The 17,319-nt window shown below is 37.2% G+C and carries 16 protein-coding genes and 1 tRNA gene; 14 read left to right on the plus strand and 3 right to left on the minus strand.

Annotation, left to right across the window (positions count from 1 at the left end):
* Positions 1–174: 174 nt before the first annotated feature.
* From tuf to yihA, 4 genes are all read left to right on the plus strand, one after another.
* Complete coding sequence (gene tuf / locus AC6UD2_RS02885) at positions 175–1,362, plus strand: elongation factor Tu (RefSeq protein WP_010021264.1); 1,188 nt, start codon at positions 175–177, stop codon at positions 1,360–1,362.
* Positions 1,363–1,527: 165 nt separating this feature from the next.
* Entirely contained in the window at positions 1,528–2,865 is a 1,338-nt protein-coding gene (gene tig / locus AC6UD2_RS02890; protein WP_500697971.1) for a trigger factor, read from the plus strand.
* 133 nt (positions 2,866–2,998) lie between these two features.
* The gene (gene clpX, locus AC6UD2_RS02895) at positions 2,999–4,285 is read left to right on the plus strand and encodes an ATP-dependent Clp protease ATP-binding subunit ClpX (protein WP_500697972.1); all 1,287 of its coding nucleotides are present in this window, start codon (positions 2,999–3,001) and stop codon (positions 4,283–4,285) included.
* A 20-nt stretch (positions 4,286–4,305) separates the two neighbouring features.
* Complete coding sequence (gene yihA, locus AC6UD2_RS02900) at positions 4,306–4,893, plus strand: ribosome biogenesis GTP-binding protein YihA/YsxC (RefSeq protein WP_039144860.1); 588 nt, start codon at positions 4,306–4,308, stop codon at positions 4,891–4,893.
* A gap of 33 nt (positions 4,894–4,926) precedes the next feature.
* On the opposite strand, the gene AC6UD2_RS02905 is transcribed toward yihA, so the two are convergent.
* Positions 4,927–5,094: an SPJ_0845 family protein gene (locus AC6UD2_RS02905; RefSeq protein ID WP_010021268.1), complete on the minus strand. Its 168-nt coding sequence runs from the start codon at positions 5,092–5,094 to the stop codon at positions 4,927–4,929.
* Positions 5,095–5,214: 120 nt separating this feature from the next.
* Between AC6UD2_RS02905 and uvrC the strand changes: the two genes are divergently transcribed.
* Together uvrC and obgE are read left to right on the plus strand one after the other, a co-directional pair.
* Positions 5,215–7,023 carry an excinuclease ABC subunit UvrC gene (gene uvrC, locus AC6UD2_RS02910; protein ID WP_039144858.1) on the plus strand — a complete coding sequence of 603 codons (1,809 nt, stop codon included), beginning with the start codon at positions 5,215–5,217 and terminating at the stop codon, positions 7,021–7,023.
* A gap of 18 nt (positions 7,024–7,041) precedes the next feature.
* Positions 7,042–8,346, plus strand: a complete 1,305-nt coding sequence (gene obgE / locus AC6UD2_RS02915) for a GTPase ObgE (protein WP_500697973.1) — start codon at positions 7,042–7,044, stop codon at positions 8,344–8,346.
* Between the two features lie 40 nt (positions 8,347–8,386).
* Here obgE and AC6UD2_RS02920 read toward each other — a convergent pair whose 3' ends face one another.
* Positions 8,387–8,665 (minus strand): hypothetical protein, encoded by a 279-nt coding sequence (locus tag AC6UD2_RS02920; protein WP_010021273.1) that lies wholly within the window; start codon positions 8,663–8,665, stop codon positions 8,387–8,389.
* A 107-nt stretch (positions 8,666–8,772) separates the two neighbouring features.
* Between AC6UD2_RS02920 and rnz the strand changes: the two genes are divergently transcribed.
* The 6 genes from rnz to AC6UD2_RS02950 all read left to right on the plus strand — a co-directional run bounded on the left by rnz (position 8,773) and on the right by AC6UD2_RS02950 (position 14,432).
* Positions 8,773–9,720 (plus strand): ribonuclease Z, encoded by a 948-nt coding sequence (gene rnz / locus AC6UD2_RS02925; protein ID WP_500697974.1) that lies wholly within the window; start codon positions 8,773–8,775, stop codon positions 9,718–9,720.
* Positions 9,717–10,115 (plus strand): lipopolysaccharide assembly protein LapA domain-containing protein, encoded by a 399-nt coding sequence (locus AC6UD2_RS02930; protein WP_039144852.1) that lies wholly within the window; start codon positions 9,717–9,719, stop codon positions 10,113–10,115. The genes rnz and AC6UD2_RS02930 overlap by 4 nt, the downstream gene beginning before the upstream one ends.
* A gap of 18 nt (positions 10,116–10,133) precedes the next feature.
* Entirely contained in the window at positions 10,134–12,449 is a 2,316-nt protein-coding gene (recJ, locus tag AC6UD2_RS02935; protein ID WP_500697975.1) for a single-stranded-DNA-specific exonuclease RecJ, read from the plus strand.
* A gap of 23 nt (positions 12,450–12,472) precedes the next feature.
* Positions 12,473–12,994, plus strand: coding sequence for an adenine phosphoribosyltransferase (locus AC6UD2_RS02940; protein WP_010021279.1), 522 nt, complete (start codon positions 12,473–12,475; stop codon positions 12,992–12,994).
* A gap of 65 nt (positions 12,995–13,059) precedes the next feature.
* Positions 13,060–13,148 (plus strand) — tRNA-Ser (locus AC6UD2_RS02945).
* 162 nt (positions 13,149–13,310) lie between these two features.
* A complete protein-coding gene (locus tag AC6UD2_RS02950) occupies positions 13,311–14,432 on the plus strand; it encodes an alpha/beta hydrolase (RefSeq protein WP_500697976.1) in 1,122 nt (373 codons plus the stop codon).
* Between the two features lie 72 nt (positions 14,433–14,504).
* On the opposite strand, the gene AC6UD2_RS02955 is transcribed toward AC6UD2_RS02950, so the two are convergent.
* Positions 14,505–15,128 (minus strand): helix-turn-helix domain-containing protein, encoded by a 624-nt coding sequence (locus AC6UD2_RS02955; RefSeq protein ID WP_010021282.1) that lies wholly within the window; start codon positions 15,126–15,128, stop codon positions 14,505–14,507.
* Between the two features lie 280 nt (positions 15,129–15,408).
* Between AC6UD2_RS02955 and AC6UD2_RS02960 the strand changes: the two genes are divergently transcribed.
* Together AC6UD2_RS02960 and AC6UD2_RS02965 are read left to right on the plus strand one after the other, a co-directional pair.
* Positions 15,409–15,621 carry a helix-turn-helix domain-containing protein gene (locus AC6UD2_RS02960; RefSeq protein WP_010021284.1) on the plus strand — a complete coding sequence of 71 codons (213 nt, stop codon included), beginning with the start codon at positions 15,409–15,411 and terminating at the stop codon, positions 15,619–15,621.
* A gap of 322 nt (positions 15,622–15,943) precedes the next feature.
* Positions 15,944–17,311 (plus strand): FAD-dependent oxidoreductase, encoded by a 1,368-nt coding sequence (locus AC6UD2_RS02965; RefSeq protein ID WP_010021285.1) that lies wholly within the window; start codon positions 15,944–15,946, stop codon positions 17,309–17,311.
* The last annotated feature ends 8 nt before the right edge of the window (positions 17,312–17,319 follow it).

Raw genomic sequence — 17,319 nt, forward strand, 5'->3', positions numbered from 1 at the left:
GAAATTGATGATATTTGGTTTACAAATAATTTGTCAGTGGATATAATATGAAAGTGAATTCCAAAAAAGGTGAGCATTTGGCCTTTTACGGAAAATGTAGTATAATTACTGACAAAGAGACATTGGTGTTTTTACTGATGTTTGTCTTACGAAAATGACAGGAGGGTTTCATAAATGGCAAAAGAACATTATGAAAGAACAAAGCCCCACGTTAATATTGGTACTATCGGCCATATTGACCATGGGAAGACTACTTTAACTGCAGCAATTACTAAAGTATTATCAGAAAAGGGTTTGGCTAAGGCTGAAGACTTCGCTGATATTGATGCTGCACCAGAAGAAAAAGAACGTGGTATTACTATTAATACTGCGCACGTTGAATACGAAACTGAAAAGCGTCATTATGCACATATTGACGCCCCAGGACATGCTGACTACGTTAAGAACATGATCACTGGTGCTGCCCAAATGGATGGTGCTATTCTTGTTGTTGCCGCAACCGACGGTCCTATGCCACAAACTCGTGAACATATTTTGCTTGCTCGACAGGTTGGTGTTGACCACATTGTTGTCTTCTTAAACAAGACTGACATGGTTGATGACGACGAATTGATCGACTTGGTTGAAATGGAAATTCGTGAGTTACTTTCAGAATATGGTTACAATGGTGACGATGTTCCTGTTATCCGTGGTTCAGCTTTGAAAGCACTTCAAGGTGATAAAGAACAAGAAGAAAACATCATGAAGTTAATGGATGTTGTTGATGAATATATCCCAACTCCAGAACGTGATGACAACAAACCTTTCTTGATGCCTGTTGAAGATGTATTTACTATCACTGGTCGTGGAACTGTTGCTTCTGGTCGTATTGATCGTGGTAGCATTAAAATCGGTGACGAAGTTGAAATCGTTGGTTTAGTTCCTGACGTTTTGAAGACTACTGTTACTGGTCTTGAAATGTTCAGAAAGACTCTTGACAAAGGTGAAGCTGGAGATAACATCGGTGCTTTGCTTCGTGGTATTAACCGTGACCAAGTTGTTCGTGGACAAGTTCTTGCAGCACCTGGTTCAATTCATACCCACAAGAAGTTTACTGGTCAAGTTTACATCTTAACCAAAGAAGAAGGTGGACGTCATACTCCATTCTTCTCAAACTATCGTCCTCAATTCTACTTCCATACCACCGATGTTACTGGTGTTATTGAATTAGACAAGGGAACTGAAATGGTAATGCCTGGTGACAACGTTACATTCCACGTTGACTTAACTAAGCCAGTTGCCATTGAAAAAGGTACTAAGTTCACTATTCGTGAAGGTGGACATACCGTTGGTGCCGGTGTTGTAACCGAAATCGATGATTAATTAGTATTTTATTTAGAGATTGAAGACATTGTCTTCAATCTCTTTTTTATTGATACCACTGTTTTAGCGTCGATGTTTACTTTTGATGGCGCTTAAGTTAGAATACTATTTGAATACTATTACTTGAAAAAGTGTGTAAATATTTTTCATGTTGGAGGAAATGTTATGGCAGATTGGAAGAAAAAAGGCACCAATGATGGTGAACTAACCTTTGAAATTGGTCTTGATAAGATTAAAGAAGGATTAGATCGAGCTTTCAAGAAGAATAAGAAAAACATTAAAGTTCCTGGATTTCGTAAGGGGAAGGTTTCACGACAAGTATTTAATCAAATGTACGGTGAAGAAGCCTTATATCAAGATGCTTTAAACTTATTGCTACCAGATGCTTATAGTGAAGCAATTAAAGACGCTGGAATTGAACCAGTTGGTCAACCAGATGTTAGTGTTGAATCAATTGAAAAAGGTAAGCCGTGGGTTCTAAAGGCTACTGTAAGTGTTAAGCCTGACGTTAAGCTTGGCCAATACAAAGGATTAAGTGTTCCGAAGGAAAGCACTCGTGTTTACAAAAAAGACGTCGATGCTAAGTTAGATAAAATGCGTCAATCACAGGCTGAACTTGTTTTGGTTGATCGTCCTGCTAAAAAGGGTGACACTGTTACAATTGACTTTGAAGGATTTGTTGACGACAAGCCATTTGAAGGCGGAAAAGCTAACAACTATTCTCTTGAACTTGGTTCAGGTTCATTCATTCCTGGCTTTGAAGACCAATTGATTGGTAAAAAAGCTGGCGATGATGTTGATGTAAAGGTTACTTTCCCTAAGGACTATCAAGAAAAGTCATTAGCTGGGAAAGAAGCTACTTTTAAAGTTAAGCTTCATGAAGTTAAGGAAAAACAATTACCTAAACTTGATGATGATTTTGCTAAGGATGTTGACGAAGACGTTGACACACTCTCTGAGTTAGAAGACAAAATCAAGAAAGAGCTTAAAGAACAAAAGGAATCAGCTGCTCATGATGCTAAAGAGAATGCTGCAATTGGCGAAGCTGTAGATAATGCTACTGTTAAAGATATTCCTGAAGTAATGATTAATGATGACGTTCAACGTCAAATGGATCAATACCTCGCTGGAATGCAACAACAAGGCATCAACGCTGAGACGTATTATAAGTTAACTGGTACTAAGCCAGAAGACTTAAAGAAGCAGTTTGCCGATGGTGCTGATCGTCGTGTTAAGACGAACTTGGTCTTAGAAGCAATTGTTAAAGCGGAAAAGATTAATCCAAGTGAAGCAGACATTCAAAAAGAAGTTAGTGATCTTGCAAAACAATACGGAATGGAAGAAACTGCCGTTCGTAATGCATTATCTGATGACATGTTAAAGCATGATATTGGAATTCAAAAGGCTGTTGATATTGTTGTTGACAGTGCTAAAGAAGCACCAAAATCAGCTGCTAAGAAGTCTTCTGAAAAGAAGGATTCCAGTAAAGAAAACAAGAAATAATTTATACAAGATGGGATCCGCTTGTTAGGGCGGGTCTTTTTTTGTAGAGCAAATTATTTTAAAAGATTCTATTAGTATGGTATAGTTTCAAATTGCAGGCAACGAAACGAATTTAACAAAAAGGAGAGATATCATGTATGATGATTCAGATCAAAATGAGACCATTACTTGCTCCTTTTGCGGAAAGTCACAGGATCAAGTAAAGAAGATCGTGGCTGGACCAGGCGTATATATTTGTAATGAATGTATTGATTTGTGCGAACAAATCATGAGCGAGGAATTAAACAAGACTACCACTGAGGACATTAATGTTCTTACTCCAAGTGAAATTGTTAAAAAGCTTGATGAGTATGTGATTGGTCAAGATGAAGCTAAGAAAACCTTAGCGGTCGCTGTGTTTAACCATTATATGAGAATTAAAGCTTTAAATGATTCTGAAAATAGTGATGAAAGTGATAATGAAGAAAAGGATCAAGCTCATCATTCTTATGATGATGCTCAGATTCAAAAGAGTAATATTGCCATGATCGGACCAACTGGATCTGGTAAAACTTATTTGGCACAAACGCTTGCAAAGATTTTAAATGTACCGTTTGCAATTGCTGATGCTACTACTCTTACTGAAGCAGGATATGTTGGTGAGGATGTTGAAAATATTCTTTTAAAACTTCTTCAAAATGCGGATTATGATGTTGATAGAGCCGAAAAGGGTATTATCTATATTGATGAAATTGATAAGATCGCTAAGAAAGCTGAAAATGTCTCAATTACGCGTGATGTATCCGGTGAAGGAGTTCAGCAGGCACTCCTGAAGATCTTAGAAGGAACTACTGCAAATGTCCCGCCAAAGGGTGGCAGAAAGAATCCTAGTCAGGAATTTATTAAGATTAACACCAAAAACATTCTCTTTATTGTTGGTGGTGCTTTTGATGGGATTCAGGATATTGTTAGACGACGTTTGGGTGATAAGACCATTGGTTTTGGTGTTGATAACCATGAAACCCAAGATGTTGCTGATGAGGATATTATGCAGAAAGTAATCCCTGAAGATTTAATGAATTTTGGTTTAATTCCAGAGTTTATTGGTCGTTTACCAATTTTAACTGCATTAAACAAATTAAGTGAGGATGATCTGGTTAAAATTCTTACTCAACCTAAGAATGCGTTAGTTAAGCAGTATCAAAAGCTACTTTCACTTGAGGGAGTTAACTTGACGTTTGAAGATGATGCACTCAAGGCAATGGCAAAAAAGGCAATTGCTAGAAATACTGGTGCTCGTGGACTACGTTCGATGATTGAAAGTGTTATGCGTGATATTATGTATTCACTTCCAAGTCGTGATGACGTGAAAGAAGTAATTGTTACGCCTGAATCAGTTAACGGTGGCAAAGAACCAAAAATGGTATTAAACCGTAACTAAGTAATCGAACGGAGATAACGATGGATGTAAATGATGTTGAACTAGTAATGAGTGCTGTTGATCCTAAACAGTATCCCACTACTGGTTATCCTGAAATTGGTTTTTTAGGACGTTCTAATGTTGGTAAATCTTCTCTAACAAATGTCTTAATTAATCGAAAGGACTATGCGCACACCTCTGGACAACCAGGGAAGACCCAAACCCTTAATTTTTATCGGGTTAATGATGCACTATACTTTGTGGATGTTCCTGGTTACGGATATGCTAAAGTATCAAAATCAGAGCGGGAAAAATGGGCTCAGATGATTGAAACCTATTTAACTCAGCGTGAACAACTCCGGGGTGTGGTTAATTTAATCGATGGAAGACACGCACCGAGTGATTATGATATTCAAATGCGTGATTGGTTAGATTACTATGGGATCCCGGTACTTTATGTGGCTACTAAGGTAGATAAAATTCCTAAAAGTAAACGAAAAAAGCAAGAACAGATCCTGCGTAAAGGATTAGAATTAGAAGATGATGAACCATTGGTCATGTTTTCTGCGAAGACAAAAGTGGGAGCTGATCAAGTATGGGATTGGATTGAACAACAAATTAAGTCATAAAAAAATCAGCTGTGTGAACAGCTGATTTTCTGTTTATTTGGTTTTATCTTGATCCAAAATTTTATTCTTTTTTGATTCGCGTTGGTCTTCTTTATTCTTATGATTTAAAAATTTAGCACGGTTAGGATCTTTCGGATTTTCTTTGGCGAATTTACTGAACATGGCATCAAGATCTTCATTTCTTCTAATTTTTAGTCCCATATTGATCGCTCCTTTAACTTCATCATAGCAAAAAAATCACTTAATGTCAGTTTGTTATACAAACTGTAACTAATTCATTATAATTGTAACAGTGACACTTATCGGAAAGGAGGGATTTTTATGGCATCCGATTTAATTGAACGAAAACTAACGTTGCTTCCTGATCAACCTGGTTGTTATATTATGAAAGATAAAGATGGTAAGATTATCTACATTGGGAAAGCTAAAAATTTAAAAAATCGAGTTCGATCTTATTTTAAAAGTACTCAGTATGGTCGACGAGCAAAGTTGGTGCGAAATATTGCTGACTTTGAAACCATCATTACCTCAAATGATAAGGAAGCCTTTTTACTTGAGATTACTTTAATTCAGAAACATCGTCCCTACTATAATGTACGCTTGAAGCAGGGGCATAGTGGTTATCCATACATTAAAATTACCAACGAACGTGATCCCAGGATGCTGATTACCAATACCGTTAAAAAAGATGGCGGGTACTACTTTGGACCATATCCTAACGTTTATGCGGCGGATGAAACGTTGAATTTCTTACAGAAAATGTATCCATTAAGGCGTTGTAATGGTTATCAAAAGCGGGCTTGCTTGTATTACCACATGGGCCAGTGTTTGGGAGCTTGCTTTAAAGAGGTTCCTAAATCGGAGTATGATGCTCAAATTAAAAAGATTAAATCCTTCTTAAATGGTAGCGTTGGACCTGCCAGACAATTATTAACTAAACGAATGAATACGGCATCAAATAACATGGAATATGAACGGGCAGCCGAACTGCGTGATCAATTACATTACATTGATGCTACCGTTGAGAAACAAAAGATTATTTCCCATGATAATACTCCCCGCGATGTATTTAATTTTTATGCTGACAAGGGATGGCTTTCAGTTCAAGTCTTCTTCATTCGCCAGGCTCGTCTAATGAAGCGTGAGAAAAAATTATTTCCAATTATTAGTACCTCTAATGAAGAAATGACTAGTTACATTGTCCAATTTTATAATGATTCTGATCGAATTCCACCAAAAGAAATTTTGGTACCAGCATCAATTGATCATGAGGTTCTTTCAAAAATGATCGGAGTGCCGGTTAGAACTCCACAACGAGGGCAGAAAAGGGCCTTACTAGATATGGCTGAGCATAACGCTCGATTAGTCTTAAATGAGAAGTTTAAGTTAATGGAGATGGATCGCAGGAAGACCACTGGTGCGATGGATGAACTCGGTAATGCTTTAGGAATTGGTCACATTGGTCGGATTGAGGCTTTTGATCATTCCCACATTTCTGGTGCCGATTTAGTTTCTGCTATGGTAGTATTTGAAGATGGGAAGCCGAATAAAAAGAAGTATCGAAAGTACAAGTTACGGACCGTTGATCATGCTGATGAAGCAGCTAGCACGCGTGAAGTTATTAGAAGACGTTATACACGTTTATTAAAAGAACACGCTGAGATGCCTGATTTAATCCTAATGGACGGTGGCGAGATTCAGATGAATGCCGTGAAGGATGTTCTGGAAAACGAACTCGACCTTCACATTCCGGTAGCTGGAATGGTCAAAAATGATAAGCACAAAACGGCTGATTTATTATTTGGTAGTAATGATCATCACATTAATTTAAATCCAAAAAGCCAAGCCTTTTATCTTGTTCAGCGGGTGCAAGATGAGGTTCACCGTTTTGCCATTAATTATCATCATCAGCTCCATAACAAGAATTCGATGACTTCAAGGTTAGATAGTATTAAAGGGGTTGGACCGAAGACAAGGAATAAATTATTGAGAAAATTTGGTTCAACTAAAAATATCGCAGATGCTAGTGTAGATGACATTCAAGCGCTTGGAATCTCAAAGAAGGTCGCTCAGACCGTTAAGTTTACTTTCGAAAATGATGTGCCAGTAGCTAAAATGATGAAAAACTAGCTAGAAAATGGAGAAATTATGTTTGTAGATCAAGTAAAGTTTAAAGTCAAAGCTGGTAAAGGTGGCGACGGAATGGTTGGCTTTCGTCGTGAAAAATATGTTCCCAATGGTGGACCATCTGGGGGAGATGGCGGACACGGTGGAAACGTTGTTTTTAAAGTTGACACTGGGATGTCCACTTTGATGGATTTTAAGTATAAAAAACAATTTAAAGCTGAAAATGGTGGCAATGGTGCAAATAAGAAAATGACGGGTGCCAGTGCTCCGGATTTAGTCGTAAGTGTACCAGATGGAACCACGATTTATAATTCGGAAACTGGTGAGCCGATTGCGGATTTGACTAAGTCCAATGATGAAGTTGTCATTGCCAAAGGTGGCCGTGGTGGAAGAGGAAACGTTCACTTTGCTACGCCGAAGAATTCAGCTCCTGAAATTGCTGAAAACGGTGAGCCAGGCCAAGAAATGGAAATTGAACTTCAGTTAAGATTGTTAGCCGACGTTGGATTAGTGGGCTTCCCATCAGCAGGGAAATCAACCTTATTGAGTGCAATTACTTCTTCGAAACCTAAAGTAGCTCAATACCATTTCACGACCATTGTTCCTAATCTTGGAATTGTAAGAAATCATGATGGAAATGATTTTGTGATTGCCGACTTACCCGGTCTAATCGAGGGAGCTTCTAAGGGAGTTGGATTAGGCTTTGAATTTTTACGACACATTCAAAGAACACGAGTCATCCTACATGTGGTTGACATGAGTGGAATTGAGGGTCGTGATCCGTATGATGATTATCAAAAGATTAATCATGAGTTAGCTAACTTCGATGAAAGTTTATTGAAGCGGCCCCAAATTATTGTGGCCTCAAAAATGGATATGCCAGACGCGAAGGCAAACTTAGAGTTATTTAAACAGGAGTTAGCCGATCACAATGACCACGTTGCAAGTGAAATTGTTCCGATTTCATCAGTAACTCACACGGGGCTAAAAGAGTTAATTAGAGAAACCAGTCAAGCCCTTGATAAAGCTCCTAAATTTCCAATTATGGGAGCTGAAGAAGCTAAGGAAAACAAAGAAGTGGTTTATCATGCGGATGAGGATGAGAAGCCATTTACCTTAACTAAAGATGAAGATGGGACCTGGGTTCTATCTGGAGATAAGATTGAACGAGTGATTCAAATGGCCAATACGGAACATGAACAGGGAGTCTTAAGATTGGCTCGTAAGCTCCGTGGAATGGGAGTAGATCAGGCCCTTAGAGACGCTGGTGCTAAAAATGGTGACCTTGTTTCAATTTTAGATTTCACTTTTTCGTATGTTGAATAATTCTAATAAAAAGGATGGTCCAGTTAAGGACCATCCTTTTTTATCCAAATATCAATTGATCATTTTTTAAACGATAGCCAAATAGTTTTGGAATTTCATTGGTTTTACAGAATAAGGATAAATGATCATCTAATTGACTGGTTCTTGTGTTAAATTGACTTAATGTTAAGGGATGCTTATATTTATTTGGTACTAGTAGTATTTTTTGGTCAGAAAATTCAATATCAAAAATTGGGAAAATATCTTTGTTAATCTCAACGTAGATCTTATATGAGTTACTTAAATCTTCTGATGAAACGTAGAATTCGTTTAATCTCAAAATAGTCACCTAGATTTCAGCTTATTATTGCCAATGTGATATGCTACAATTATATGGTAGTTCTTCACGAGTGTAAAAATTTGAGTGTCAAAAAGGAACGATAGAATATGCAATTAGAGTTTTTTGGAACTGGTGCTGGAGTTCCTGGTAAGTTTCGCAACGTATCCAGTGTCGCTTTAAGGTTATTAGATGAGATTAATTCCGTATGGTTGTTTGATGCTGGTGAAGGAACCCAGCAACAAATTTTGCGATCAACCTTAAAGCCACGTAAAATCAATAAAATCTTTATTACCCATCTTCATGGGGACCATATTTATGGTCTCCCAGGATTGTTATCAAGTCGTTCATTTCAAGGTGGCGATGATCCGGTGACAATTTATGGACCTCATGGAATTAAAAACTACGTTCAGACTAGTTTGCAAGTGACTCAGACTAAGTTAGGGTATAGAATAAAATACGTTGAACTAGGTCAGCCTGGCAAAATTTTTGAGGGTAGAAAATTCACGGTTTATGCTGAAAAACTTGATCATCAAGTTCAAAGTTGGGGATTTCGAATTGTTGAACATGACCATCCCGGCGAGTTGCTTGTTAATAAACTTCGTGAAAATAATATTCCAGCAGGACCATTGTATGGCCAACTTAAGCAGGGGAAAACCGTACAGCTTAATGATGGGAGAATCATCAATGGGAACGACTATATTGGGAAAGCTCAGAAGGGAAGGATTATTACTATTCTGGGAGATACAAGAAAAGTTGATACCATTAATGAATTAGCTCATGATGCAGATGTTTTAGTACACGAAAGCACTTTTGGAAAGGGTGAAGCTAAATTAGCCCATAACTATTATCACTCTACTAATATTCAGGCTGCTAATACGGCCAAAGAAGCGAACGTGAAGCGGTTACTATTAACCCATATCTCGGCAAGATATACTGCTAAGATGGCACATGAATTACAGAAACAGGCACAACAGATTTTTCCAAATACTAAGGTAGTTAAAGACTTTGATTTTATTGATATTCCCTTTGATAAGGGAGAGGAGAGTACAAAATGAAAAAGCAAATTTCAATGATTCTAAGCATGGTTTTGATTGTAATTGTGGCTATTTTTGTTCTATTGAACATGTCAAGTGCTGAAATTAATTTTGGTTTTACTACGGTTAAAATGCCTTTAATTCTTGTACTCCTACTAACTTTATTAATTGGGGCATTAATTATGTTCCTGTTATCAATGATTAGTTCATTTAAAAATGGATCTCAACGGAAGAAAGAGAACCGTAATTCGCAAAAAGTTATTGACGGATTAAAGGATCAGGTTACTGATCTAAACAAGCAAGTTGATTCACTGCAAATGCAACTTAAGAATTCAATTAGTAAACAAAAGGTTAATCAAGATAATCGCAACGTAGAAGATGTAATTAATAAACAACAAAAAGACGACGAAAAATAGTGAAAAGAGGATCCTTATTTGCTTTCTTCAAAGTATAATTGGAAGTTAAAACAAAATAATATTAATGGCGATACTGTTAATCAGTTAGCAAGTGAATTGGGTCTGGAACCATTGGTCGTTAAGTTGATGTTTGAACGTGGCTATGATGATGCTGATAAAATTAAGCACTACTTAAATCCTGATACATCCGATTTAAACGATCCATTTTTAATGCATGATATGCAAAAGGCGGTTGATCGAATTGACGCTGCGATTGAAAAGGGTGAACAAATTACTGTTTATGGCGATTACGATGCTGATGGCCTGACTAGTACGTCTATTCTTTATGAGACATTGGTAGAGATGGGAGCAGATGTGCGGTACTACATTCCCAATCGTTTTAAAGATGGCTATGGTCCAAATATTAAAGCCTTTCAAAAAATAATTGATAGTGGAACTTCTTTGATTGTAACGGTTGATAATGGAGTTGCTGGTTTTGATGCGATTGAAGAGGCCAACAAATTAGACTGCGACGTAATTATTACGGATCATCATGAATTACCTCAAAAGTTGCCAAATGCATATGCCATTGTGCATGCTCAATTAGGGGAGCCCACTTATCCCTTTCAGTACTTATCTGGTGCAGGGGTTGCCTTTAAGCTTGCTACGGCACTGATGGATGAGATCCCGCAAGATAAGCTAGATCTAGCTGCGATTGGAACCGTGGCTGATTTAGTGTCCCTTACAGGTGAGAATCGAGCACTTGTTCAGTTTGGCTTAAATGTGATTCATTTAACGGTTCGGCCAGGATTAAAAGCATTGATTAAAAGAGCTGGAATTGATTTAGATCAAGTTGATGAACAAGACATTGGTTTTAATATTGCCCCACGACTAAATGCTCTTGGAAGAATGGGCGATGCTAATATGGGTGTTGATTTGTTGACAACGGTTGATGATGACCAAGCCAATGAATTAGCCAAGAAAACCGAAAAGAAGAATGATCAACGAAAGTTATTGGTTAGTTCGATTACCGATGAGGCGATTGAACAGGCTAGTTTACCTAAGAATCGTGACCGAGAAACTCTCCTAATTGTAGGTAAAAATTGGCATACCGGTGTGTTAGGAATTGCTGCTAGTCGGGTTAAGGATAAATTTCATAAGCCAACTGTGGTAGTTAGTATTGATGATAAGAATCAGACGGCCAAGGGCTCTGGACGAAGTGTAAAGGGATTTGATCTTTTTAAAGCTTTAGATGGTGAGCGTGATCTAATGGATGCGTTTGGTGGACATGCCATGGCAGTTGGATTGACGGTTCCAGCTGCTAACCTTGATAAGTTGGCTAAGCAGTTTGAACAATCAGCAGCTAACCAACAGGTTGATTTGACACAGAAGCCAACTCTTAAAATTGATTTTAAAGTTACACCGGATGAGATTGATCAAAAGTTATTTCAACAGATTCAAACCCTCAGTCCATTTGGTACTGATAATGAATGTCCCAGATTTGATGTTGAACCCGTTACGTTAACAAATATCCAAGCCATTGGTAAATCGCAAGATCACCTTAAATTTCAGTTGGTAGGAGAGCACTCTCGAATTCCTGCCATTGATTTTGGAATGGGAGAGACCGCTTCAGAAGTATCTTCATTATCCGCTAACGTAAATGTTGCTGGGACCTTAAATGAAAATGAATGGAAGGGCCATACTAACATTCAGTTGATGGTTGATGATCTTAAGGTAGATGGAACGGTGGTACTGGATAAAAGGACTACCAGATTAACCAAGTCCATGTTTGCAAATGACGGGACGTATATTTTCTTTAACTCGAAATTGTACCAGCAATTAAAAACCTATGTGGGTCCTCATTCTCAAGCTCTTCTAGCATCTAGTGTCAACAAAGATATTAGCGATGGGGCAGTTTACATTGTTGATTGTCCTGAGACATTGGATGAATTCAAAAAATTAGTTTATCACCTTAAAAACCCTAATATTATCCTATATTTATATAAAAAGAATCATATTTTGTCTTTAGGGATGCCAGAACGTTCTCAGTATGCTAAACTATTTAAGTTCGTTGAAACTAATAAAAATGTGAAGATTTCTGATAATATTAGATCTGTGGCCCAACATCTGCAGGTTCCTGCGAATATTCTTGTGTTTATGCTACAGGTTTTTAATGAACTTGGTTTTATTACCATTCAAAACGGGATTTTGAATGGGATCAGTAACCCAGACAAACAGAATTTGTCAACTTCTCCTACCTATCAATTGCGTGAAGAACAGTTAAAGGTGGAGGATACCCTTTTTAATGTTTCTCCAAGTGATTTGGTTAAAATTGTTAATGGGATTGGGAACTGATAATAAGAAAGGAAGTATTTTTTATGGCTCTTAATTTAAAAGATTATGTAGCAAGTTATCCTAATTTTCCAGAACCAGGAGTGACTTTTCGTGATATTTCGCCGTTACTAGAAGATGGAGAAGCATATCGCCAAGCAACTGACGAGATTGTTAACTATGCTAAAGGAAAAAATGTTGACATGATTGTTGGCCCTGAAGCTCGTGGCTTTATTGTTGGATGTCCGGTTGCATATGAACTTGGGATTGGTTTCGCTCCCGCAAGAAAAAAGGGGAAGTTGCCAGGCAAGACGGTTAAAGCTACATATGGACTAGAATACGGACAGTCATCCCTTTATTTGCATGAAGACGCCATTAAACCTGGGCAACGGGTCTTAGTGACTGATGACTTGTTAGCTACTGGTGGAACCATTGAAGCAACCATTGAATTAGTGAAAGATCTTGGTGGAATTGTGGTTGGAACGGCCTTTATTGTTGAGTTAATGGACCTAAAGGGCCGCGACAAAATTAAGGATTACGATATTCTGAGTCTCATTAAATATAATTAAATTAAGGGCACTACTCGTGTTGATTGTTGTACTTTTTACGATTATACTTGAGTAGTGTTAGTTATGGAGAGTTGGCAGAGTGGTAATGCACCGGACTCGAAATCCGGCGAACCAGTTTATAACTGGCGCGCAGGTTCAAATCCTGTACTCTCCTTATATGGACAATTTGTTATCAAGGTGTTAGTTGGTAATGTAGATGTTTGGTCCTACTGTCTTAAATAGGCGGTAGGACTTTTTATTTTGTTAGATGATTGATCAATTATTTTGTCACACAAAATGGTATTCTTATGTAAATAAGATAAAGAAGTGATAGATCATGACTAATACTTTATGGACCCCATCAATGTCACAATATTATAAGCGGTTAAATCAAATTTCACATGTTTATGGTATAAGTGAGTTTCATCGTAACAACAGTAATTTATTAATTTGTGTAAAGCCGTCATCTAAACAAGAGGGTTTGGATGATGTGGTTCTTAGAGATCATGAAGAAAATAGCAGTTTAAGTTCTGAATCAAGCACCGTTACTAAGCGAGTGAAATTTACACCAAAAACCGATGCCGAAAGACAAGCGATAGCTTTTCGTAAGGGAATGGGCACGCCGAATGTGGATATGGCATATAATGTCACTACTAAAGACGTTGACTTAGGCAATGTGATTTTACAAGTGAGCCAATTTTTCAAGCGACCCACTGTCAAGAAACCATGCTTTATTTACTATCATGGTGGTGATTTTGTTGGAAATGGTCCCGCGGTATCGCGTAATTTTTGTCGTAAATTAGCAGAATTAATCGGTGGTACGGTTATTAATGTTGACTATCGTTTAGCTCCTGAAGTAAATGCTGATGATTTATTGGCAGATTGCTGGCAAGGAGTTAAATTTGCTCATGATAATGCAGAAAAGCTGGGAATCGATCTTAACCATTTATATGTTGCTGGTGATAGTGCCGGTGGAAATATTGCAATTGAGATGGCTTACCTAGATTTACAGAAGGACACTCATTTAGTTAAAGGAATAGTTCCAATTTATCCGATGGTGCAAAATGACTTGGCACCTAGTTATCAAAATTTGTCAGATTTACCAAAATCACAACAGAAATTAATTAATGATATGGACAGTGGGAATATTCAAGCTTTGGGTTATTTGGGAAGGGTTTATTCTGAACCACATTCGATGAGTGAAACATTAATTTCACCAATTAACATGGCTACTAGTGAATTAAAACAAATGCCACGTACGTTAATTGTTACTGCCGGATATGATTGCTTAAAAGGCCAAGATGACGAATTTGCTAATAAACTAGCAGTTTTTCATAATGATGTTCAATTGATACGTTACGAAGGTATGATGCATGGATTTTTAGATAAATTCGGCATTGTGCCACAATCCGAGGATGTTTGTAGGCAAATGAGCGCCTGGACATTTGAAAATGAGTGATCAGATTGCTTCATTTTATTAAATAAAAAGAGGGAATTCCATTCAATGGAATTCCCTTTTAATTAAATATTTTTATAGTTCTGATTGCATGCGAATTGCTTTTCCAATAATTTTTCCCGGATTATCTTTATTCAAGATAATTGGTGGATATTGCTTGTTATCTGGAATTAAGACAGTCTGATCTTTTTGGGTACTAATCCGTTTAAGGGTGGCATCCTCATCGTCATTTAGTAAGACGGCTGCAATGTCTCCATTTTCAACTTCTGGTTGGTAATGGATTAGGACGTAAGCACCATTTTTAATGGTAGGGTCCATTGAATCGCCGTCACATTTAAGCCAAAAATTATCCCCACTTGGAAGATCGTTTTTTAGGGTAGGAAAGTATCCTGTGACGTTTTGTTCCGCAAAAATAGGTTTCCCACAAGCAATACTACCAAGAATAGGAAGATCAACAGCTTCATTAACTTTTGATTTGTCTTTATTATCATTTGGATAGTTTAGTTTATCAGTGTTCCCCAATAGATAGTCAATTGAAACTCCAAGGACCTTAGCCACTTTATCTAAACTCTTAGTGCTCGGTGTTTTCTTATTCCATGTATAAATATTGTTGATTCCGATTCCGGCTTTCTGTGCCACTAGCTGAAGTGACCATCCCCGCATTCTTGCAAGGCGCTTAATTCGTTCAATTGTTGTCAAAATTGTTTCTCCTTTGTACTGAAATGGTTGGTCCAATAAATTATTTCAAATAATAGAGAAAATCATTGACATTTTATTTTATATGATTGATAATTAGTTTAGTTAAGTAATTGATCAGTCAATCCAAAATAATAATCTCAATGACAAAGGCATCTAAACTAGTTCCCTCGAAGAAAATAGTTTAATGGCATTCCATTGTTTTTAGTATAATTTCATTTTATTCCAAAGGATAGACATAGTCAATAACTTAATTAATAAATTGCGAAAGGAGGAGTCAACAATGGCTAACGTTGAATTAGAGCGTAACGCGCAAAAGGTCTTCAAAAAAATCAAAGTTGCTTTGATTAACAAAGATTTAACCCAAGTAGATATGTCGAAAATTGTTGATGTTTCACCAGTTGAGTTGAACCGTGCAATCCATGGTGAGATGAGTCCTAAGTCACAAAGAATCAGGAAACAGATTTTTAAGTATCTAAATATTAAGGTTTCTTAAATTCCTTAATTGTTCATACAGTTATAACGGTTTAAAAACTAATCGTACTAATAATGATTGCTTCGTCTTGATGATTAGTATTAGTACATTTAGTGGTAATTTTCAAAACATTTCACAGCGTAGACTGACGATTTTAGTTGGTCTACGTTTTTTATTTTAAATTAAGTACTGCTAATTAATTAATTTACAAGTGGTTCAATACAATTGTGTACAAATAATTTGTTAAATATGGGTCATTTTATGGTACGGAAGGGTGATTGCGTGGTAATATAAAAATGTTCACAGAGAACGACAATTTTAAATATTGAAGGAGGAAGCAGATATGAAAGTAGCTGTAATTGGATCATCACATGGTGGATTCGAAGCTGTTAGAGGAGTTTTAAAAGATTTCCCTGATGCTGACATCGAATGGTATGAAAAGGGAGATTTCGTATCATTTCTATCTTGTGGAATTGAATTATATCTTCAAAACGTTGTTAAGAACGTTAACTCTGTAAGTTATGCAACTCCAGAGGGAATGGAAAAACTAGGTGTAAATGTTCACATTAACACTGAAATTACTGATGTTGATCCAGAAGCCCATACATTAACTGCTTTAAACGTCAATGATGGTAAAGAAAGCACTGAAAAATACGACAAATTAATTTTGAGTGTTGGTGCTAACCCATTCCAACTTCCAGTTCCTGGTAAGGAATTAGGTAACATTTACGCAATGCGTGGACGTGATTGGGCCATCAAGTTGAAGGAAGCTGAAGTAACTCCTGGAATCAATAATGTTACGGTTGTTGGTTGTGGATACATTGGGATTGAAGCAGCTGAATCGTTTGCCAAAGCCGGTAAGAACGTTACCTTAGTTGATACTGGTAAATCCATTCTTCCTACTTATCTGGATCCTGAATTCACTAAGATCTTGGAAGCTGAATTTAAGAAACATGGTGTTAAATTAGCACTTAACCAAAGTGTTAAAGAATATGTTGGTGACGATGACGAAAACGTTTCATCAGTTATTTCAACTAATGGCGATCAGTGGGATGCTGATTTGATTATTGAAACAGCTGGAATTCGTCCTGCTACCGATTGGCTTAAAGGAAAAGTTGATCTTAATGAAAAGGGTATGATCAAGACTGATGAATACCAACGTACCAATCAGCCTGATATCTTCGCCATTGGTGATTCAACCGAAGTTACCTTTGCACCTACTGGCAAGAAGCAAATCATTGCCTTAGCTACTAACGCTAGACGTCAAGGACGTTCAGCTGCCATGAACCTTAATGATGAGAAACGAAAGACTACTGAAGTTTCTGGTTCATCAGGATTGCATGTTTTTGACTACAAGTTTGCTTCAACTGGTTTTAAGGACGTTACTGCTGAAAAAGCTGGCGTTGACGTCGAATCAGTCTTTGTCGTTGATACTGCCGTTCCTCCATTTGTCCACGATGATAAGTTGAACGCTGAAGTATACTTCAAGTTGACCTTTGATCCTAAGACTCGTGAAGTTGAAGGTGCTCAAATTATGTCAAAACGTGATGTAACAGCTAACATCAATACTATTTCATTAGCAATTCAACAACACATGACTGTTGATGATTTAGCATATGCTGACTTCTTCTTCCAACCTAGTTTTGATCGTCCATGGAACATCATGAACATTGCAGCTCAAAAAGCTCAAGATAAACTAGATCACAAATAAAATCACAA

Source organism: Fructilactobacillus sp. X2R5C2 (assembly GCF_059901375.1).